We start from the raw sequence: 20,642 nt of genomic DNA, 5'->3' as shown, positions 1-20,642 counted from the left end.
CGGCAGGTCGGAGCGGGTCACCGAGACGACGGGTGCGACCGGGGGCGTGGGGTGTGCATGCTCCGCTTCCTCAATGTCGAGGGTGGGCGGGGTGACGCTCACGGGCACCGCGGGGGCCTGCATCGACGAGGCCGGGGCTGCTTGCTCGGGTGCGCTGCCCTCGATAGCACCCTCCGGGATTGCGGGACGCTTGGCGCGCAGCTGCGGGGGAGCGGTCTCGGTCGCAAAGTAGGCGCGCCACGATGGATCGAGGAGCTGCGGATCGCGCTCGTACAGGTCGCGCATCTTTGCGAGATACCACTGCGGGTCGGGCTGGGAAACTGTGTGGGTCGGCACGTATTCCTCCGTTTGACTCACGCCGCGCGTACGGGCTTGTATCGCGGCGACCATACCCGACAGATTCTACCTCTACGTGACAACCTTCACGAGACGTGGGAGACACTTGGCGATCATTTCAAGGGCCTTTGGTCCGGTATAGGGAGAGTGTTGACACAGAGCGATGGTGTGTGGACGCGCACGCGGGGAGGAAAGCCCGGGGCCGCTAAACTGGATGCATCATGGACTGCGACACTGTCGGCTTTTCTGCCGCTCTTTCCCGCCCCCTGTCCGCGCGCGTACCCGTGGCTCGCTCCGGCCTCGTCGAGAGGGGGCAGCGATGACGACCGTCCTTATGCTCCTCCTCGGCGTCGTTCTTACCGCCGGCACCTTCGTCTTCGTCTCCGCCGAATTCTCGCTTGTCGCTGTGGACCAGGCCGTCCTTGACAAGAAAGCGGACGAGGGGGACCGCGGAGCCGCGTCCGTCCTGCGCGCCACCCGTACCCTGTCCACACAGCTGTCGGGTGCCCAGGTGGGCATCACGCTGACCACGATCCTGCTCGGCTACACGACGCAGTCCGCGCTGGCGGACCTGCTGGTGGGATGGCTCGGCGCAGCCGGGCTGGCCTGGGGCCTGGCCACCGGCATCGCGGCCTTCGTCGCCGCCGCGTTCATTAACGTCTTCTCGATGCTCTTTGGTGAGCTTGTCCCCAAGAACCTCGCGCTGGCCCACCCGATGGCCACCGCCGTGCGTGTCGTCCCCTTCCAGATGGCCTTCACCGTGATCGCCCGCCCCATCATCTGGGTGCTGGGTGGCACCGCGAACTGGGTGCTCGCCCGCATGGGCATCGAGCCGCAGGAAGAGATTTCGTCGGCGCGTTCCGCATCCGAGCTGGCGGCCCTCGTCGAGCACTCCGTCGAAGAAGGTACCTTCGACACGTCCACGGCCGACCTGTTCGTCAACACAATCCGCATGAGCACGCTCAGCGCCGCCGACGTTATGACCGACCGCGGGCGTCTGCACACCCTCGGTGAGCGAGACAGCGCCCAGGACGTGCTGGACCTCGCTCACGAAACCGGTCACTCCCGATTCCCCGTTATCGGCGATGACTCCGATGACATCCTCGGCCTGGTCTCCCTGCGCCGCGCGGTCGCCGTGCCCGCCGAGCGCCGCGCCGACGTGCCCGTCATTTCCTCCTCCCTCATGACCGACGCGCCCACCGTTCCCGAGACGGTGCCGATTGGTCCGCTCATGGTTCAACTGCGCGACGAGGGGTTGCAAATGGCCGTCGTCGTCGACGAATACGGCGGCGTGTCCGGCATTGTCACCCTCGAAGACGTCGTCGAAGAAATCGTCGGCGAGGTCTCCGACGAGCACGACCAACGTCGCCTCGGTATCCGCCCGCGCCCCGACGGGACCTTCCTCGTGCCCGGGACGCTGCGTCCCGACGAACTCGCACGTCGCACAGACATCAACCTTCCCGAGGACGGCCCCTACGACACGATCGGCGGCCTCGTCATGAACGAGCTGGGCGACATCCCGTCCGTCGGCTCGCGCGTGAGCGTTGACGGTGTCGGCATCGAGGTCACCCAGATGCAGGGCCGCAGGGTCGCGCAGGTCGCGATCACCCCCGCGCCCGCTGACGAACCGGAGGTGGAGGCATGAGCGCCGGTATGGGCATTGCTATCACCGTCGCGCTGCTGGCGGTCAACGCGTTCTTCGTGGCCGGCGAGTTTGCGGTCACCTCAACGCGGCGCTCGCAGGTTGAGCCGCTCGCCGACGAAGGCGCGCGCGGTACACGAGATGCGCTCTACGCGCTGCAACACGTCTCCCTCATGCTCGCCATCTGCCAGCTGGGCGTCACGGTCGCCTCCACGACGCTGGGCGTCGTCGCCGAACCTGCGATTGCGCACCTTGTCGAGTCGCCGCTGGAACGCCTGGGCGCTCCCGAGGCGACCAGCCACGTCATCGGATTCGCAGCAGCCCTCATCATCGTGTTGTTCTGCCACGTCGTCTTCGGCGAAATGGTCCCGAAGAATATCTCGATCGCCGCGCCGGTACGGATGCTCCTCATCCTGGCCCCCATCCTCGTGCGCCTGGGCCACGTCCTGCGCCCCATCATCGAGGCCATGGACCATTTCGCGAACTGGTTCGTCCGTTTGTCGGGTTATGAGCCTCGCTCGGAGATTTCGGCCTCCTACACGGTCGAGGAGGTCGCCTCCATTGTCGTCGCATCCCAGGCCGAGGGTGTCCTCACCGACGAACTGGGGCTGCTCAGCGGCACCCTGGAATTCTCAGAAGAAACCGCGGGTTCTGCGATGGTGCCCCTGGCTGACCTCGTCGTTCTCCCTGCGGGTGCCACCCCCGCCGACGTGGAGGAACGAGTCGCTCATACCGGCTACTCGCGCTTCCCGATTGCGGGCGAGGATGGTGCCATCGCCGGCTATGTCCACCTGAAGGATGTTCTGTACGCGTCCGGCGAGGAACGCACCCAGCCGATTACCCCGTGGCGCATCCGCCGCCTCGAGGCCGTCGCCTCCTCCGACCAGGTTGAAGACGCACTGCGCCACATGCAGCGCACCGGCGTGCACTGTGCGCTCGTGCGCGACGAGGGTGTCCTCGTCGGTATCCTCTTCCTGGAGGATATCCTGGAACTTCTGGTCGGCGAAGTCCGTGACGCCCTCCAGCGACCCTAATGGCGAAGCGCCTGGCGCCGCCCGTGCGGGCATTGCTACAGTGGAACGGTCAGAAAACGAGAGGGGAATAGCGTGAGCAACATGGAGTGCCCGCTGCCCAAGCGGTCGCAGCTGCGCGCCGCGCGATCTCGGGCAGGTGATGAGGAAAAATACACCACCGCCGAGATCCCATCCGATGTGGCCCCGGAACCCGTGCAGCCAGTAGCCCCGGAACCCGTGCAGCGAGTGGCCCCGGAACCCGTGCAGCGAGTGGCCCCGGAACCCGTGCAGCGAGTAGCCCCGGAACCCGTGCAGCGAGTAGCTCCTCCGCCGCGCGCCTACACGCCTCGCCAACCAAGCTTTGAGTCGGCGCTCCCCCCATCTGTCGAGTTGCTTCCTCAGTCCATTGAGCGGCTTCCTCCATCTGTCGAGTTGCTTCCTCAGTCCGTTGAACAGATCCCCTCGTCCGTCGAGCGGCACCCAAGGCTCAGCTTCGATCAGATCGCCTACGAATACGACGCAGCGTTTCCCGAGGAAGAAGCTTTTTTCGACGACGATGAGGATGCCTCGTCGGAAGAAACCCCGGAGCGTAACATCCGTCCCGGCGGCTACCTGCTGCGCACACTCCTCATTCTTGGCCTGGCGGGTTCAACAATCGCGGTCCCGATGACGGGCCGAGTCGGATCCGACTCCTCCCTGACAGTGCCTGTGCGTGCCTTCGGCTCCGCCACGGGCCGCGGCAGCTGGGCCTCCTCCCAGGTCCTGCCCGAGGCGATCTCACTCGACGCCACACTCACTGCCAACACGCGTGCGAAGGCCAAGGCACCCGTCACAGTCACCGGTTGCAAAGCCGGCGCTGGTGCCGACGGCAACCGCCACGTGAAGGTCCTGGCCGACACGGTCTACTGGCCGCTGGCCGAGGGAAGCTACACGATTACGTCGCCCTTCACGATGCGTATCTCGCCTGTTTCCGGTCAGCTCCTGGCCCACGAGGGCATTGACATGGCGGCACCCATGGACACGCCCATCACCGCTGTCTACGGCGGCGTGGTCGAGGAACTCGCAGAGAACTCCCACGCGGGTGCTTACGTACAGATCAGGCACACCTTGCCCGACGGTACCGTCTTCCATTCGGCCTACCTGCACCAGTACATGAACAAGATTACGGTCAAGCTCGGTGACACCGTCACTGCCGGCCAGGTTATCGGTGCCGTCGGAAGCAACGGCTGGTCGACAGGCCCTCACCTGCACTTCGAAATCCACGACGCCTCCGACACTCCCGTGGACCCGGAATCTTGGATGGCCGAACACAAGGCCATTTACCTTGGACAGGAGCCCTGCTCATGATGCCCGTGACCATGCGTCAGGGACCTATCGTCTTTGCTCACCGTGGCGGCGGCGAGGAGGCCCCTGAGAACACGATGGCCGCCTTCGCCCACGCCTACTCGTCCGGGCTTCGCCACATCGAAACCGACGCGCACCTGAGCGCGGACGGCGCAGTCGTGATCTGCCACGACGAAACCGTGGATCGTTGCTACGACGGCACCGGCGCGATCAACGACATGACGTGGAGGGAATTGTCCGCGCTGCGCCACCGCGACTCGGGTGAACCCATGCCGCTTCTTGCGCAGGTCCTGGAGGCCTTCCCGGACATGTACCTCAACATCGACGTGAAGGAACCGGGTGTCGAGGGGCCGCTCTTGGACGTCGTTGCCGAACATGGTGCCGCTGGCCGCGTCCTGGTCGCCTCCTTCTCAGAACCGCGCCTGCGCGCCGTGCGCGACATGGCTGCCTCCGACCCCGCCCGCGCCGTCGCAACGTCGCTGGGCACCGAGGCCGTGGTGCGCCTCGTGGGTGCCGCAAAGAGCGCCACGAACCCCGCCTGGTGGCACGTGCCCGGCCCGCGCCAGGGTGTCATTGCCGCCCAGGTGCCCATGTACCAGGGGCCCATCCGCGTTGTTGACGAGCGTTTCGTGGCCACCGCTCACACCCTGGGACTGGCCGTGCACGTGTGGACCATCAACACGGTGGCCGACATTCTGCGGCTCCTCGAGGTCGGTGTCGACGGCATCATCACCGACCGCCCCGCCTTCGTACGCGACTTCCTTGACCAGCGCGGCCTGTGGACACAGCCTCCAGCTCCGGGCGTTGGTGCGCACCCGATGCCGAGGGATTGACCCGTGCTCCCGTGACCGCTCCTTTCCGCGCCGGGTGCTGCGGTTGCGTGGCGCGGGCGGAGCTGCCGGAGCATTCGTCGGGCCGCGCAGGGGCATCGCGAGGCGGGGAGCGGAGTAACCCATGAATGACACCATCGTGATCGCGCTGTGCCTGGCCGGACTGTGGGTCCTCCTCGTCGGGCTGCTCCTCGTTGAGACGAGGTCGGACTCCTGGATCGGGGTCGCGTGGCGCAACGCGGACGTCACCAGCCAAGTCAGCAAGAACGCTCGCGCGGTCTGTATTCCGGCCCTCATCTGCCTGTCCTACTTGGTTCTTTACGTCAAAGCGGCTGCTTCCTGGGGTGCCTCCGACAGGGCGCTGTTTGGCCTGAACGTCCTCACGTACGTCACCGCTGCGGTGATGGTTGCAGGCCTGACGCCACTTCGATTCCCCGACGACTGGTACCCCCAGTACCCCGATCCTTTCAGTGAACCATGGACGGGAGACAACAACGAGGATGAGTCCGCCTAGGCGTGTCACGTACATGCAGAGGGGGGGCGGAGCCGCGTGGCTCCGCCCCCTCACCGCTGGCTTACTCGTTGCCGCTGAAGTCGGCCACGGCCTCGTCCAGCCCCGCGCGACGGATGCGCACGAGCGAGAGGAACACCAGGCCAGCGGCCAAGGCGATGCCGAGGCCTCGAACGAGCCAGGACTCGCCCACGAAGATCATCGCCATGGCGGCCAGGACGGGCACCAGCAGCGTGAACGCGTAGCCGATGTAGCGGCCAAACGACGGCATGGGCACGCCGTCAGACTCGGCGACCGACTTGACCATAAAGTTCGGGCCGTTACCGATGTACGTGATCGCGCCACAGAAGACGGCACCCAGCGAAATCGGAATCAGGTAGTACTCGGGCACGCCCGCGATCAGGGTTCCCTCGCCGCCGGACGCCTTCGCCATCTCGAAGAACGTCATGTACGTCGGGGCGTTATCCAGGACGGATGACAGGCCGCCCGTGAACACGAAGTACGTCATGCGCGTGAGCGGCAGAGACGGGGCGATCTGCTCCAGGTAACGCAGCGCGGGTGCCATCGTCGAGAAGATACCGATGAACAGCGTCGCGACCTCCATGATCGGGCCCCACGTGAACGCGTTCTCTTCGAAGCGGACCTTCTTGTCCGAGAGCTTGTAGGACAGGCCCGCGACCGCGAACATGATGACTTCGCGCCACGGCACCAGGTCAACCCACGAGTGGACGTGGCCCTCGGCCAGCGCCTCGCCATCCCACGACGGAGCGAAAGCGACGGACAGGATGATGATCGCGAAGAACAGCAGATTGATCTTTCCGTGCAGACGCAAGGGCTGCACCTCGCGGTCGTCGGATTCGATGGAGGCCGTGTCCTCGGACGCGTAACGGACGCGGTCGATCGAGTAGTACGTGAGGAGCAGCAGCGCCAGAGTAAACAGCCACTCCTTCCACAGCGCGAACGTCCACGCGAAGGGCACGCCGTGCAGGTAGCCGAGGAACAGCGGCGGGTCGCCGAGCGGAGTCAGTATGCCGCCACAGTTCGCCACAATGAAGATCGTGAACAGGACTGTGTGCACGCGGTGCTTACGTTCCTTGTTCGTCTCCAGGAGCGGGCGAATCAGCAGCATGGCCGCGCCCGTCGTCCCGATGAACGAGGCCAGCAGGCCGCCGATCGCCAGGAAGATCGTGTTGTTGCGCGGGGTCGCCTTGATATCACCGGCCAGGTGAATGCCGCCGGAGACTACGAACAGCGCGAAGAGCAGCGCGATGAACTGCACGTACTCCACGCCCGTGGCGATGAGCGGGCCCGTGCCCGCCCTCATGAACATCCAGACCGTCGTCGGCACGCCGAGAGCGAGCGCGACGGAGAGCTGGGAGCATTCCTTTTCCCACCAGTGTGAGGTCTTCGGGATGATGGGCAAGAGCGCGATACACGCGAGCATCGCGACGAAGGGGAGCAGACTCCACCATGGGTAGGTCATTGGCCATTCCTTGGTAGACGATAGAGACGCTCTTTATTTTATGCGGTGGCTGCGTGGCGGGGAACGTTGTCCGAGGTGGGAGTGGCCTCATCGACGAGGCGGGGGCGGGTGTGTGCACGGGTGGAATTGACGAGGCGGGGGCAGGCAGGTGCATCGGTGCGGGCACGCGGTGGGCGCGTGAATGGCGGCGACCGAGATGCCGCGTCGGCGCGGCGTCGACGCGGATCCGGGTATGCGTGGCGCCCCGAACAGGACTCGAACCTGCGACCTCTTGCACCGGAGGCAAGCGCTCTATCCGCTGAGCTATCGGGGCAGCGCCGCTAGTCTAGCAGGGTTCAAACGTCCGCGCGTAACGGTGAGGTGTGCCATACTAGTGGGCGTTGCTTGTCCGTGAACCCCCAGGAGGATTCCATGCGCGTCCATATTGCCACTGATCACGCCGGTTTTGAGCTGAAGGAAAAGGTGATCGCCCACCTGCGCGAGGCCGGTCATGACGTCGTCGACCATGGCGCGCACGTCTACGACGCGCTCGACGACTACCCGCCGTTCTGTATCGAAGCGGCCAAGGCTGTGGCCAGCGAACCCGGCAGCCTCGGCGTCGTTGTCGGTGGCTCTGGCAACGGTGAGCAGATGGCCGCCAACTGCGTGGAAGGCGTGCGCGCCGCCCTCGTCTGGTCGGACGCGACCGCGCGCCTGGCTCGCGAGCACAACGATGCGAACATGATGGCTGTCGGTGCCCGCCAGCACAGCGACGACGAGGCCATCGCTCTCATTGATGCCTTCCTCGAGACTCCCTTCAGCGGGGATGAGCGCCACCAGCGTCGCATCGACCTGATGGCCGCGTACGAGCGTTCCGTGCGCGCCTGATTGCCTGGCGCATGCGAAGCGGGGCCGGTGGATCGCCGGCCCCGCTTCGCATGCCTCGTTTCCGTTTCCTTGGCCCCGGCCTCGTCCTCTTAGCCCTGACCGGTGAAGGTGAGGTAGACGAGGAACAGGTTGAGCGCGACGATCACGGCTGCGATGAGGAAACCGGTCACGCGCAGGGTGCGGGTGTTGGCGTAGTCGCCCATGACGTCGCGCGATGCGGTCAAGTGCATGAGCGGGATGATCGCGAAGGGGATGCCGAACGATAGGGCGACCTGCGAGACGACGAGCGCCCACGTGGGTTCCGCGCCCGCGCCCAGGATGATCAGGGCCGGGATCAGGGAGATGAGGCGGCGCACGAGGATGGGGACGCGGATGTGGAGCAGGCCGTTCATGATCTCGCTGCCCGCGTAGGCGCCCACCGACGTTGAGGCCAGGCCCGAGGCTAGTAGGCCCACCGCGAAGACAGTGCCCACGATGGGGCCGAGCGTGGAGGAGATCGCGGCGTGCGCGCCCTCGATGGTGTCGGTGCCGCTCTGTCCGGCCAATGCGGCGGCTGCCAGGAGCAGTAGCCCGATGTTGACCAGGCCGGCGATGCTCAGCGCCCAGTAGATGTCGATGCGGGTCGCGCGCAACAGGCGCGAGAGGTGGCCCGAAGAGTGGCGTGAATCTGCGGTGGAGGGGCCGAGTTCGTCGGCCTCGTGGTCGTTGACCAGCGAGGAGTGCAGGTAGACGGCGTGCGGCATGACCGTCGCGCCGAGCATGGATGCGGCCACGAGGACCGAGTCGGTGCCCTGGAAGCGGGGGAGGAGTCCGCCGAGCATGCCCGAGGGGCTGGGAGGCGCGACAAACAGGCCCGCCAGGAAGCCCAGCGTGATGACGATCAGTAGGCCGACGATGATTGTTTCGAACTGGCGCTGTTTGCCTTCGCCTTGGACGACGAGAAGCGCCATGGACACGGCACCGATGATGACGCCGCCCCACAGCAGTGAGATCCCGAAGAGGAGGTGGAGGGCGAGCGCGCCGCCGATGACCTCGGCCAGGTCGGTCGCGGCGGCCACGATCTCCGCTTGGATCCAAAAGGCGATGCGGCCGGGCTTGGACATGCGATCGCCCAGGAGGGCGGGCAGGGATCGGCCGGTGACGAGGCCGAGCTTGGCGGACAGGTATTGGACGACCATCGCGAAGATGTTCGAGGCTACCAGGACCCACACGAGCAGGTATCCGTAGCGTGCGCCGGCCGTGATGTTGGCTGCGACGTTTCCGGGGTCAACGTAAGCGACGGCCGCGACGAAGGCGGGGCCGAGGAGAGGGATGAGCTTGTGGCGGTGCTCGCTGTCCGTGGCGTTCACGGGAATCCTCACTGCAGATAGGAAATGTTCGGCTACCCGAAATCTTACTCGTCGCTCGCGCTTGGGCACGGGACGAAAGCCGCCCGGGCGGGCCTCGTGTGGCCAGGTTTTCACACGCACGCCGCGTATAGGTGAGCGGCGACGAGGCAAAACCCCGTAGGCTAAAGGGGTGACTCCTGAAGAACTTGCCTCCCTCATTCGCTCGACGTTGCTGGACGCTGCCGCCGCCGGGCGTATCTCCATCGACCCCGCCCTGGTACCCGACCCCGTGACGGTCGAGCGCCCCCGCGTGCGCGAGCACGGCGACTGGGCGACCAACGTCGCCATGCAGCTCGGCAAGAAGGCCGGTATGGCACCGCGCGAGTTTGCGCAGATCCTCGCGGACGCTCTCGCCGCCGCCGACGGCATCGATTCCGTCGAGGTCGCGGGTCCCGGCTTCATCAACATCCGCCTGGGCGCGGGGGCAGCCGGCGAACTCGCCCGCACCATCGTCGAGGCCGGGGCTGAGTATGGTCGTAACGCGACGCTCGCAGGGCGTTCCATCAACCTCGAGTACGTGTCCGCGAATCCGACCGGTCCCGTGCACCTGGGTGGTGCCCGCTGGGCCGCCGTCGGTGATTCTCTGGCGCGCCTCATGGCCGCCTCCGGTGCCGCTGTGACTCGCGAGTACTACTTCAACGACCATGGCTCGCAGATCGACCGCTTCTCCCACTCGCTTTACGCGCGTGCCATGGGCCGCGAGGTCCCCGAGGATGGTTACGGCGGCCAGTACATCGCTGACATCGCCGACCAGGTCCGCGCCGATGCGCACGCCGCCGGTGAACCCGACCCGGTCACGCTGCCCGAGGACGAGGCCATCGAGGTCTTCCGCGCCCGCGGCGTCGAGCTGATGTTCGCTGAAATCAAGGAGCGCCTGCACTCCTTCCGCGCCGACTTCGACGTCTTCTTCCACGAGGACTCCCTGCACAACTCGGGTGCGGTGGCTGAGGCGATTGAGCGCCTGCGCAAGCGCGGCGTGATCTTCGACGAGGGCGGCGCGGTGTGGCTGCGCACGACCGCCTACGGCGACGACAAGGACCGCGTCCTCATTAAGTCGGACGGCCAGGCCGCGTACTTCGCGGGCGACGTCGCCTACTACCTGAACAAGCGTGAGCGCGGCGCGGATGCGGCCATCTACCTGCTGGGCGCTGACCACCACGGCTACATCGGCCGCATGATGGCCATGTGCGCCGCCTTCGGAGACAAGCCGGGCGAGAATCTGCAGATCCTCATCGGCCAGCTCGTCAACCTGGTCAAGGACGGCGAACCCGTGCGCATGTCCAAGCGCGCCGGCACTATCGTCACCCTCGACGACCTCGTCGACGCCGTGGGCGTGGACGCCGCGCGCTACGCTCTCGTGCGCGTGTCCATGGACACGCAGGTCGACATCGACCTGGACCTGCTCTCGCAGCACTCCAACGACAACCCGGTCTACTACGTGCAGTACGCCCACGTGCGCACCTGCAATGTTGCCCGCAACGCGGCCGCGCACGGCGTCACTCGCGACGCTGACTTCGATCCAGCCGCCCTCGACTCCGAGGCTGACGAGGCCCTGCTGGCCGCCCTCGCCCAGTTCCCCGCGCAGGTCGCACAGGCCACGGAGCTGCGTGAGCCGCACCGCATCGCCCGCTACCTGGAGTCCCTGGCTGCCACCTACCACGCCTGGTACGGCCAGTGCCGCGTGACGCCTCGCGGCGACGACCCGGTCGAACCCGGCCATGTCGCCCGCCTCTGGCTCAACGACGCGGTCACCCAGGTGCTGCGCACCGGCCTCGGCCTGCTCGGCGTGAGCGCCCCCGAAAGGATGTGACCTGGTGAGCGAGGCGGTTACCCTGACGTGCCCGACCCCCGATGAGCGCCCGGACCTGTGGCCGTGGAGCGCGACCCGGGTGGATGGCGTGCTGCGCGTGGGAGGCGTCGACCTGACCAGCGTCGCCGCCGACTTCGGCACGCCGACCTTCGTGCTTGACGTCGAGGCCATGCGGGGGCGCGCCCGCGTGTGGGCATCGGCGATGGCCGAGGAGTTCTGGGACGGCTACGGAATGAACGGTGGCGACGCCTTCTACGCCGGCAAGGCGTTCCTGAGCGCCGACGTCGCGCGCCTGGTCGCGGCCGAGGGCCTGGGGATCGACACCGCGTCGCTCGGCGAGCTGACCCTCGCCCTGCGCGCAGGCGTGGATCCCTCGCGCATCGGCCTGCACGGCAACAACAAGTCGGATGCGGAGATCCGCCTCGCTCTTGAGGCCGGCATCCACCGCATCTTCATCGACTCGATGGACGAGGTTCGCCAGATCGAGCGTATCGCCGCTGATCTCGGCGTCGTCGCGCCCGTCATGGTGCGCCTGAAGTCCGGCATCCACGCGGGTGGCAACGAGTACATCGCGACCGCCCACGAGGACCAGAAGTTCGGCCTGTCTCTGGCCACCGGCCAGGCCTACGAGGCCGTGGCCGCGATCAAGGACGCGCCCCACCTGGACTTCCGCGGCCTGCACAGCCATATCGGGTCACAGATCTTTGGGACCGAGGCCTTCGTCGAGGCCGCGCGCATCGTCGTTGATTTCGCGGCGGTTCTACGCGACGAGCTGGGCTTGGAAGTGCCCGCGATTGACTTGGGTGGCGGCGTCGGTATCGCCTACACGGGGCAGGATCCTGTCCCGACTTCCCCGGTCGAGGTCGCACGTGCCCTGGCCACCGTGGTGCGGGAGCGCTGCGCCCACCACGGCCTGCCGATCCCGCACGTGTCCGTCGAACCCGGCCGCTCCATCGCAGGCCCCTCGATGGTCATGCTCTACCGCGTCGGCGTCGTCAAGGACGTGTCCCTGGAAGATGGGGGAGTGCGCCGCTACGTTGCGATCGACGGCGGCATGTCGGATAACATCCGTCCCGTCCTCTACGACGCGACCTACACGGCGACGCTCGCGAACCGGGACCCGGCGCAGGCCTCGTCCCTGGCGCGCTGCCGCGTCGTCGGCAAGCACTGCGAGAGTGGCGACATCATCATCCGCGACATCGACCTGCCGGCCGACATCGCGGGTGGCGACCTGCTGGCCGTCCCGGCAGTGGGCGCGTACGGCTACTCGATGGCATCCAACTACAACATGCTGACGAAGCCCGGCGTTCTCGCCGTCGAGGATGGAACCGCGCGCTGGTTCGTCCGTCCGCAGACGGTGGATCATCTGCTGGCGTTGGACGCTGGTCTGGAGTAGACGACACCGTTCTGGAGCCAACGAGGCGGGGAGTGCGTGCGCTCCCCGCCTCTTGTATTCCCGAGTTCGCCTCTGTTCCCGTGCTGAGGCGATGCTTTCTGAGCGACGTCGCATGTAATCCCCGACAGTATCTAGCTTGTTCGTCTTAATTCATGTGATCGTGTCACTCCTGTTGTGGAGCTGCATGCGATATTGTGGCGGAATCATATTGTGAGCTTAGGGCAGCCTACATTTTGTTGTTACCGGCAAATTCTAGGATGATGGTGTTGCCCGCAGATGCAGACCTGCACGACGCAGTCCCAACCGAAAGCCGAGGAACAATGCGCCGCACCGCCGCACGCATCGGAGTCGTCGCCGCGCTCGCCCTGTCCATGGGCGTCGCGACGGCGGTGGCCCCGCCCGCCCGCGCTGACGAACCCGCCGACGGCCTCATCTCGTCTCCCCGCGCGAACGACGACGAGATGAACTACGCGATCAACCTGGCCCCGGGTGCCAGTGCCTCCGACCTGGAGCGAGCTATCGACCTGGTCCCGTCGGTGAAGGGCGCGGCCCTGGCCTCGTACCCCGAGATCGGCACCTTCTTCGCTCAGAGCGCCACGCCCTCGTTCGCGCCCGACTTGGCCGCTGCACTGAAGGACGCGGGTATCCCGGTTCACTCCATCGGCCCGACCCGCACCGAGGGGGTCCTCTATTACGAGCGAGTCACCCTCCCCACAGGTGCCGAGGCCCCGGCTGACGAGGCCCCGGTCGCCGAGGAGAACATCGATACCCCGGCAGCTGATACCCCCGCAGCCGGTGACCCTGCGGCTGACGACGCTCAGTCGGGCGGCCTGGCCGCCACGCGCGACGAGAGCGCGAGCGATGCGGCGGATGAAAAGATCTTCAACTGGGGTGCAGAAACTATGCACGCGCGCGAGGCCGGGGCGGTCTCCGTGGAGCGCGCGCCGGTCACGGTCGCCGTCGTTGACTCGGGCGTTGAGGACACGCACCCGGATCTGGCAGGCCGCGTGGATACTGAGCGTTCGGTGAAGTGTTCGGTCAACGGTGTGGCGACGCAGGACTTCTACGGCTGGCGCGACGAGTTCTACCATGGCACGCACGTCGCCGGCATTATCGCGGCGAACCACAACGACATCGGCATCGACGGCATCGCCCCCGAGGCGACCATCGTGGCGATTCAGGCTACGAACGACAATCGCCTCATTTACCCCGAGTACGTGACGTGCGCGTTTATGTGGGCGGCCAGCCACGGCGTGGACATCGTGAACAACTCGTATTCGATGGATCCGTGGGTCTACTGGAGTCCGACCGATCCCGAGCAGGCGGCGGGCCTGGAGGCCGCGACTCGTTCGATCAAGTACGCGCAGGGCAAGGGGCTGGCGGTCATTGCGGCTGCCGGTAATGAGGGGGTGAGCATCGACACCCCGACGATTGACAACGGTTCCCCGACGGACGCGCCTGCTCCGACGAAGGGCCGGAACGTCGAGGGTGGCATCCGCGTGCCCTCCATGCTCGACGGCGTCGCGCAGGTGAGTGCGGTTGCTCAGGCGTACAACGTAAAACCCGGCCTGTCGCTGGCGCGCGCGGATTTCTCGAACTACGGAACGACGATTGATTTTGCGGCCCCCGGCGACCAGATTTACTCGACCGCGCCGCTGCTGTTCTACGTGAGCGGCTACGCGGTCGCCGACGGCACCTCGATGGCGACCCCGCACGTCGCGGGCGTTGCCGCGCTGCTTCAGTCGGTGCACCCGGAGTACACGGGTGATCAGATCATTGACCTGATGAAGAAGCAGGCGGCGGACCACTACGGCGAGCTCAACGCCCCGTGGGACGGCAAGGAGTACCGCGGCGCGGGCCTGCCCGACGCGCTGGACGCGGTCCTGAAGGACCAGCCCACTCCCGTGATCGGTCAGATCGAGTACTCGACCGATGGCGCGCAGTGGGCGCCGCTGGACGGCCAGGAACTCTCCGGTTCTCTCTCCGTGCGCGCGACGGTGAGCGGTGCCGTGACGTCGGCGCGCCTGCTCGTGGGCGGCCAGGAGGTTGCGACGGGCACGCCCGCGGGCGGCGTCGTGACGCTTCAGGCTGACGGCGTGGACGTCTCCTCCCTCTCCGGTGCGCAGTCTGTGACGGTCGAGGCCTCGGGTCGCAACTCGGATCCGCGCGCCGACGATGACGCGAGCGCGTCGGCGCCGTTCACGGTTGCGGGCGGCGACGATCCGAACGAGGCCGTGGTCGGCGAGTGGACATCCGATGCGACCGGCTGGTGGTGGCGTAAGGCCGACGGCACCTACCCGGTTTCCGAGGCGCTGCGCATTAACGGCAAGGTCTACCGCTTTGACGAGCGCGGCTACATGGTGACCGGCTGGGCGAGTCAGGGCGGTCAGTGGTTCTACTACGGCACCTCTGGCGCTCAGGCATCGGGCTGGGCGAACGTGGGCGGCACCTGGTACTACCTGGATCCTGTGACGGGCGCGATGCGCACGGGCTGGCTGAAGGAGGGTTCGGCCTGGTACTACCTGCAGCCCTCGGGCGCGATGGCGACTGGCTGGCTGAAGGAGGGCGCGTCCTGGTACTACCTGGATGAGACCGGCGTCATGGTAACGGGCGACCGCGTGATCGACGGAGTTGCATACTCCTTCGATTCGTCTGGCCGCATGCGGTAGCCGCCACCTCGGCACCCCCGGGCAGGGCCACGCCCGGGGATGGCTGACAGCGGCCTGGGAGGGGTCGCGCACGCGCGCGGCCCCTCCCGCTGTCACGGTCGAATTTTCTCCGGTGTTGCCCGATGTTAAGCGGTATGAATTGTCGGACATGTCAAACTCTAGGATGATGGTGATCACGTGTGCACGGTGTCGTGCGCGCGACACTCACAACCGAAATGAGGAACCATGCGCCGCAACGCTGCACGCATCGGGATCGTCGCCGCTCTCACCCTGTCGATGGGCGTCGCGACGGCGACAGCCCCACCAGCCCGAGCCGATAACCCAACCTCTCTGATTGCCCCCGCTCGAGCGAGCGCGGGCCTTATGAACTACGCGATTAACTTGAACCCGGGTGCTGCTCCCGCTGACCTGGAACGCGCACTCGCCACGGTCTCCTCCGCGGGCGGCGTCGCCCTGGCCTCGTACCCGCAGATCGGCACGTTCTTCGCACAGAGTGAGTCGGCCTCGTTCGCCCCGGACATGGCCGAGGCCTTGGCGGGGTCTGGGATCACGGTGCACTCGATTGGCCCGACCCGCGTGGCCGCCGTGCCCGAGGGGGAGCGCGTCGAGGCCCCCGCGCCCGCTCCGACACCCGAACCTGCGCCCGTTCCGGCACCCGAACCTGCGCCCGACCCGGCGCAGTCCGGGGACGGAACAGGCCAGAGCGGTGCCCAGTCGGGCGCGCAGTCCGGCGGCGTGCAGAGTGCTCGCGGACGGGCGCTGAGCGAGGCTGACGGGGCCGAGGAGATCTCGAACTGGGGAGCCGCGGCCATGAGCGTGGCCGAGGCGGCGGGTGTGCCCGTCGCGCACGCCCCCGTGAGTGTCGGCGTCATCGACACGGGTATCGACGACATGCACCCGGACCTGGCCGGGCGCGTGGACCAGACGCGCTCCGTGTCGTGCGCGTCCAACGGTGTCGCCTCCCAGGAGTACGGGGGCTGGCGTGACGACTACTTCCACGGCACGCACGTCGCCGGCATTATCGCGGCGAACCACAACGGGATCGGCATCGACGGCGTCGCGCCGGATACGACCCTCGTGTCGATCAAGGCCGCCAACTCCGAGCAGCTCATCTACCCCGAGTACGTGACGTGCGCGTTCATGTGGGCGGCCAGCCACGGCGTGGACATCGTGAACAATTCGTATTCGATGGACCCGTGGATGTACTGGAGTCCGACCGATCCAGAGCAGGCGGCGGGCCTGGAGGCCGCGTTGCGCTCCATCGCCTACGCGCAGAGCAAGGGACTGGCCGTCATCGCCTCGGCAGGCAACGAGGGTGCGGACAACGACCATCCGACGACTGACTCCGGTTCGCCGACCGACATGGACACGCCCATCAAGGATCGTCCGGTCGCGGGATCCATCCGCGTTCCCGGCCAGGTGGCGGGTGTCAGCCAGGTGAGCGCTCTCAAGCGCGTCGACGAGGAGACCAAGCCCGAGTGGACGACCCTCGCGCGGGCGGACTTCTCCAACTACGGCACCACCATTGACTTCGCGGCACCCGGCGACGGCATCTACTCCACCGTCCCAACCGCCCAGTACCCGAGCGGATACGCCAAGACGAGCGGCACCTCCATGGCGGCCCCGCACATCACGGGCATCGCCGCGCTCATCAAGGCCACGCACCCCTCGTTCACGGGAACCCAGATCATCGACCTCATGCGCAAGCAGGCGGCCATCGACTACACGCGCCTGGAGGTGCCCGCCGACGGCAAGGAATACCGCGGCTACGGCTTCATCAACGCGCTGACCACCATGCGTCGCGACCAGATGCAGCCGACCGTCACAACCCTCGAATACAGGGTCGGCAAGGGCGAATGGAAGAGCCTCGACGGAGCGACCCTGCCCGCAGGCCCCGTCACCTTCTACGCGGCCGCCGCCTCGCCGATCAGCCACCTGCACATGGACGTGGCGTCCCTGACCGGCGTCGACCGTGACGGCTCCGGTAAATACGGCGACCCCGAGCTGAGCGTGTCCGCGGAGAACGTGGACCTCTCCTCCCTCCTGCCCGACGGCACGGACTCAGTCACCGCCCGCGTCCAAGTCAGCGCCGCAGGCATCAACTTCGACCGACAGGCCGACGACGACACGGGCCGCGAAGCGACCTTCACGGTCTCGCGCGACCCCGCCGTCGTGCCCCAGCCCGCGCCCGACCCGGGCACCGGCGAAGCCCCCGTGCCCGGCGAAGCCACAGCCGGAATCACCGCCCCCGCGCGCGCCGCCGAACAACTGCCCGCCAACTACGCGGTGAACCTCCCCGCGGGCACGGACAAGGCCACCTTCGAGCGAGCCGCAGCCCAGGCCTCGTTCAAGGGAGGACTGGTCCTGGCGCGCTACCCCCAGTTCTCCACCTTCTTCGTCCAATCCGCCTCCCCGACGTTCTCACCCGACCTGGGCGCGGCGCTCATCAAGGAGGGCATCAGCTACGACTCCATCGGCCCCACCCGCCAGGCACCCGTCGGCGGCAACGAGGCCGTGGTCCCCATCGACTACACGACCCGTGTGCGAGCCGACGCAGCGCTCGCGGCCGCGCCGAAGTCCGACGCCGTGCAGAGCGAGGGAACACAGAGCGAGGGAGCCCAGAGCGAGGACGAGGCCGGGGTGACTCCCGACCCGCAGACCTCCAACGGGTGGCACCTCCAGGCCCTGCACGCGCTCGAGGCCCAGGACGTCGACGTCATGCGCGCCCCCGTGACCGTGGGCATCATGGATCAGTCCGTCGACGACACCGTGCCGGACCTGGCCGGACAGGTGGACCACGCCAAGTCCGTGGCCTGCAACGTCAACGGCATTCCCAACCAGGATCCGGCGGCGTGGCGCTGGGACGACGCAACCCACGGCACGCACGTGGCCGGGTCGATTGCCGCCAAGCATGACGGCGTGGGCGTGGACGGCGTGAACCCGACGCTGCGCATCGCCGCGATCAATGTGGCGTCGCGCAACGGCGGCTACTTCTACCCCGAATACATCGCGTGCGGCTTCGTATGGGCCGCCGAGCACGGCATTTCGGTGACGAACGGCTCCTACTACGTCAACCCGTGGAAGTACTGGATGCCGAAGGATCCCGAGCAGGCCGCCGGCCTGGAAGCCGTCCAGCGTGCCGCCGACTACGCGATGTCGAAGGACGTCATCAACGTGGTGGCCGCAGGCAACTGGACGACGGACCTGGATAACCCGCCCGCGACCGACGACTCGTCGCCGGGCGACACGTGGGGCGCGTTCGAGCGTGACGTGACGGGCGGCGTCTACATGCCGTCGATGATGCGCGGCACCCTCGCGGTCTCCGCGCTGCAGCTGCCCGAGGGCGCGGACCCCGGCACGGGCGTGCTGGAGCCGACGTCCTGGTCGAACTGGGGTGCCACGACGATTGATTTCGCGGCACCCGGCGCGAAGATCTACGCGCCGCTGACGAGCTGGTACGGCAAGGCCTACGGGAACCTGTACGGCACGTCGCAGGCCTCGCCGCTGGCCGCGGCCGTCCTCGCGACGTTGCGCCAGGTGCATCCGGAGATGAGTGCTTCGGAGATTGTCGCTGTGGCGAAGAAGCAGGCGTCCGCACCCGAGAACTGGTCGCGCATGGCCGCGCCCGCGGAGGGCCGCGAGTACCGGGGCGCGGGCTTGCCCAACGCGCTCGACGCCGTGCTCAAGGACCAGCCTGCGCCGGTGATTGGCGCGGTCGAGTATTCGACCGACGGGGTGGCGTGGAAGCCGCTGGCGGGGGAGACCCTCGCCGGGCGCGTCTCCGTGCGCGCCACCGTGACCGGGCCGGTGACCAGCGCTCGGCTGCTGCTCGGTGACCGCGAGATCGCGACCGGAGTCGGCGACGGCTCGTTCGATGGGGCCGGCGTGACGCTCCAGGCCGACGGCGTGGACGTCTCGCACCCTGCGGGCACGGGACGCTTCTCCGGCGCAGCCACGGTCACGGTCGAAGCCTCCGGGCGCAACTTCGATCCGCGCGCCGACGACGACGCGACCGCGCAGGTTCCCTTCACGGTCAGCACCGACCACGTGGGTCCCGACGAGGCCCGGGCTGGGCGCTGGGTCTCCGGCACCTTCGGCTGGTGGTGGCGCTACGAGGACGGGAGCTACCCGACCTCCACGCAGCTGCGCATCGACGGGGCGATCTACCGCTTCAACGCGCGCGGATACATGGTGACCGGATGGGTGTACGAGGACGGTCAGTGGTACTACTACGGCGCGTCGGGCGGCCAGGCCGCCGGATGGGTTCGTGTGCACGGCACGTGGTACTACCTGGATCCCCTCACCGGCGCGATGGCGAGCGGCTGGACGAAGGTGCAGGGCACCTGGTACTACCTCTCCTCCTCCGGCGCGATGCGCACCGGATGGGTGCGCGACGGGTCCGCGTGGTACTACCTGACCTCCTCGGGTGCCCTGGCCACCGGCTGGCAGCGCGTGGGATCCTCCTGGTACTACCTGTCATCCGACGGCGGCGCGATGGTCACCGGGTGGCTGCGCGACGGTGATGCCTGGTACTACCTGACGTCCTCAGGCGCGATGGCGACGGGTAGTCGATGGATCGACGGCACGCGCTACGTGTTCGACGACGAGGGGAGGCTGATGCCGTAGGTCTGGCCCGGCTGGCGTAGCCGCTCCTGCCTGCGTGGTGGTTGAGGCTCATCGCGCGCTGGCGGGACTGACCTGCCTGAATCGGCTATTTCGGCTGATCCAGCTGCTGGAGCTGTCGCGGCGGTGACGGTGTTGATAGCTCTTGAGGCTGCTGCGGCTCTTGCGGCTGGGACGGGACCGGGGCCGCGCACCATTCCTGGTGCGCGGCCCCGCGTTGTTTCACGGGAATCGTGCGTGAAACAAGTGGTTCTTGGCGGCTTGCGTTGCCGGTGTGCGTGGCTCGATGCGCTGCGTATGGGCGATGCAAGGGACGTGAATGATGCACTGCGTGTGGGCGACGCTTGGGATGTGAATGATGCTCTGCGCGTGGGCGACGCTCTGGGCGTTGCTGATGATGGGCACTCACTGTTGGTGTGCACCCGGGGCGCCAATGCTTCGCACGTGAACCCGCTTATCGGAGCCTGGGCCTCCTAATCCGCACGTGAACCCGCTTATCGGGACCTGGGCGAGGCTGCCCACGTACGGAACAGCGGGTTAACGTGCGGACAAGCGGGTTAGTGCTCCGGATAGCGGGTTCCCGTGCGTGAGCGAATCCGTCGCGATGTAGATGTGTCGGACTTGTGCCAAGGCGTGATAGTCCGACGTTTCACGGAGTTGATCCGCGAAACAACCACGTTGTCTCAGTGGCCTTGTTTTTCTTCCCAGGTGTCGGTCTTGTTGATGACCA

13 protein-coding genes and 1 tRNA gene are annotated in these 20,642 nt (G+C 67.1%); 10 read left to right on the top strand and 4 right to left on the bottom strand.

All coding sequences use genetic code 11. The annotated features are described in order from the left end of the window. Window positions 1-390: hypothetical protein (locus HMPREF1136_RS01605; protein ID WP_009647551.1), on the bottom strand; the 390-nt coding region annotated here is incomplete at its 3' end. A gap of 265 nt (window positions 391-655) precedes the next feature. Between HMPREF1136_RS01605 and HMPREF1136_RS01600 the strand changes: the two genes are divergently transcribed. The 5 genes from HMPREF1136_RS01600 (at window position 656) to HMPREF1136_RS01580 (ending at window position 5,679) form a co-directional block, all read left to right on the top strand. Then, window positions 656-1,981 (top strand): hemolysin family protein, encoded by a 1,326-nt coding sequence (locus HMPREF1136_RS01600; RefSeq protein ID WP_034504400.1) that lies wholly within the window; start codon window positions 656-658, stop codon window positions 1,979-1,981. Then, window positions 1,978-3,012: a hemolysin family protein gene (locus HMPREF1136_RS01595; protein ID WP_009647554.1), complete on the top strand. Its 1,035-nt coding sequence runs from the start codon at window positions 1,978-1,980 to the stop codon at window positions 3,010-3,012. Before HMPREF1136_RS01600 ends, HMPREF1136_RS01595 begins: the two co-directional genes overlap by 4 nt. 411 nt (window positions 3,013-3,423) lie before the next feature. Next, window positions 3,424-4,338: a M23 family metallopeptidase gene (locus tag HMPREF1136_RS01590; RefSeq protein WP_009647553.1), complete on the top strand. Its 915-nt coding sequence runs from the start codon at window positions 3,424-3,426 to the stop codon at window positions 4,336-4,338. Then, complete coding sequence (locus tag HMPREF1136_RS01585) at window positions 4,335-5,168, top strand: glycerophosphodiester phosphodiesterase (protein ID WP_009647548.1); 834 nt, start codon at window positions 4,335-4,337, stop codon at window positions 5,166-5,168. The genes HMPREF1136_RS01590 and HMPREF1136_RS01585 overlap by 4 nt, the downstream gene beginning before the upstream one ends. Window positions 5,169-5,289: 121 nt before the next feature. After that, complete coding sequence (locus HMPREF1136_RS01580) at window positions 5,290-5,679, top strand: hypothetical protein (protein WP_009647549.1); 390 nt, start codon at window positions 5,290-5,292, stop codon at window positions 5,677-5,679. Between the two features lie 61 nt (window positions 5,680-5,740). Here HMPREF1136_RS01580 and HMPREF1136_RS01575 read toward each other — a convergent pair whose 3' ends face one another. Both HMPREF1136_RS01575 and HMPREF1136_RS01570 read right to left on the bottom strand, forming a co-directional pair. Then, window positions 5,741-7,159 carry a sodium:proton antiporter gene (locus HMPREF1136_RS01575; protein WP_009647552.1) on the bottom strand — a complete coding sequence of 473 codons (1,419 nt, stop codon included), beginning with the start codon at window positions 7,157-7,159 and terminating at the stop codon, window positions 5,741-5,743. A gap of 237 nt (window positions 7,160-7,396) precedes the next feature. Then, window positions 7,397-7,472, bottom strand: a tRNA-Arg gene (locus HMPREF1136_RS01570). A gap of 98 nt (window positions 7,473-7,570) precedes the next feature. Between HMPREF1136_RS01570 and HMPREF1136_RS01565 the strand changes: the two genes are divergently transcribed. After that, the gene (locus HMPREF1136_RS01565; RefSeq protein ID WP_009647557.1) at window positions 7,571-8,026 is read left to right on the top strand and encodes a ribose-5-phosphate isomerase; all 456 of its coding nucleotides are present in this window, start codon (window positions 7,571-7,573) and stop codon (window positions 8,024-8,026) included. Between the two features lie 89 nt (window positions 8,027-8,115). On the opposite strand, the gene HMPREF1136_RS01560 is transcribed toward HMPREF1136_RS01565, so the two are convergent. Then, window positions 8,116-9,375, bottom strand: a complete 1,260-nt coding sequence (locus tag HMPREF1136_RS01560) for an Nramp family divalent metal transporter (RefSeq protein WP_009647561.1) — start codon at window positions 9,373-9,375, stop codon at window positions 8,116-8,118. Between the two features lie 169 nt (window positions 9,376-9,544). On the opposite strand from HMPREF1136_RS01560, the gene argS reads away from it, so the two are divergent. The 4 genes from argS to HMPREF1136_RS01540 all read left to right on the top strand — a co-directional run bounded on the left by argS (window position 9,545) and on the right by HMPREF1136_RS01540 (window position 19,915). After that, window positions 9,545-11,224, top strand: a complete 1,680-nt coding sequence (argS, locus tag HMPREF1136_RS01555; protein WP_009647556.1) for an arginine--tRNA ligase — start codon at window positions 9,545-9,547, stop codon at window positions 11,222-11,224. Between the two features lie 4 nt (window positions 11,225-11,228). Then, window positions 11,229-12,620 (top strand): diaminopimelate decarboxylase, encoded by a 1,392-nt coding sequence (gene lysA, locus HMPREF1136_RS01550; protein ID WP_009647550.1) that lies wholly within the window; start codon window positions 11,229-11,231, stop codon window positions 12,618-12,620. Between the two features lie 320 nt (window positions 12,621-12,940). After that, on the top strand, window positions 12,941-15,289 hold the full coding sequence (locus HMPREF1136_RS01545) for a S8 family serine peptidase (protein ID WP_034504397.1): 2,349 nt from the start codon (window positions 12,941-12,943) through the stop codon (window positions 15,287-15,289). 225 nt (window positions 15,290-15,514) lie between these two features. Continuing rightward, complete coding sequence (locus tag HMPREF1136_RS01540; RefSeq protein ID WP_009647555.1) at window positions 15,515-19,915, top strand: S8 family serine peptidase; 4,401 nt, start codon at window positions 15,515-15,517, stop codon at window positions 19,913-19,915. The last annotated feature ends 727 nt before the right edge of the window (window positions 19,916-20,642 follow it).

Source organism: Actinomyces sp. ICM47, assembly GCF_000278725.1.
In the GTDB taxonomy this organism is placed as follows: domain Bacteria; phylum Actinomycetota; class Actinomycetes; order Actinomycetales; family Actinomycetaceae; genus Pauljensenia.
The sequence above is the reverse complement of the archived record's forward strand: the minus strand, read 5'-3'. Positions and strand labels throughout refer to the sequence as shown.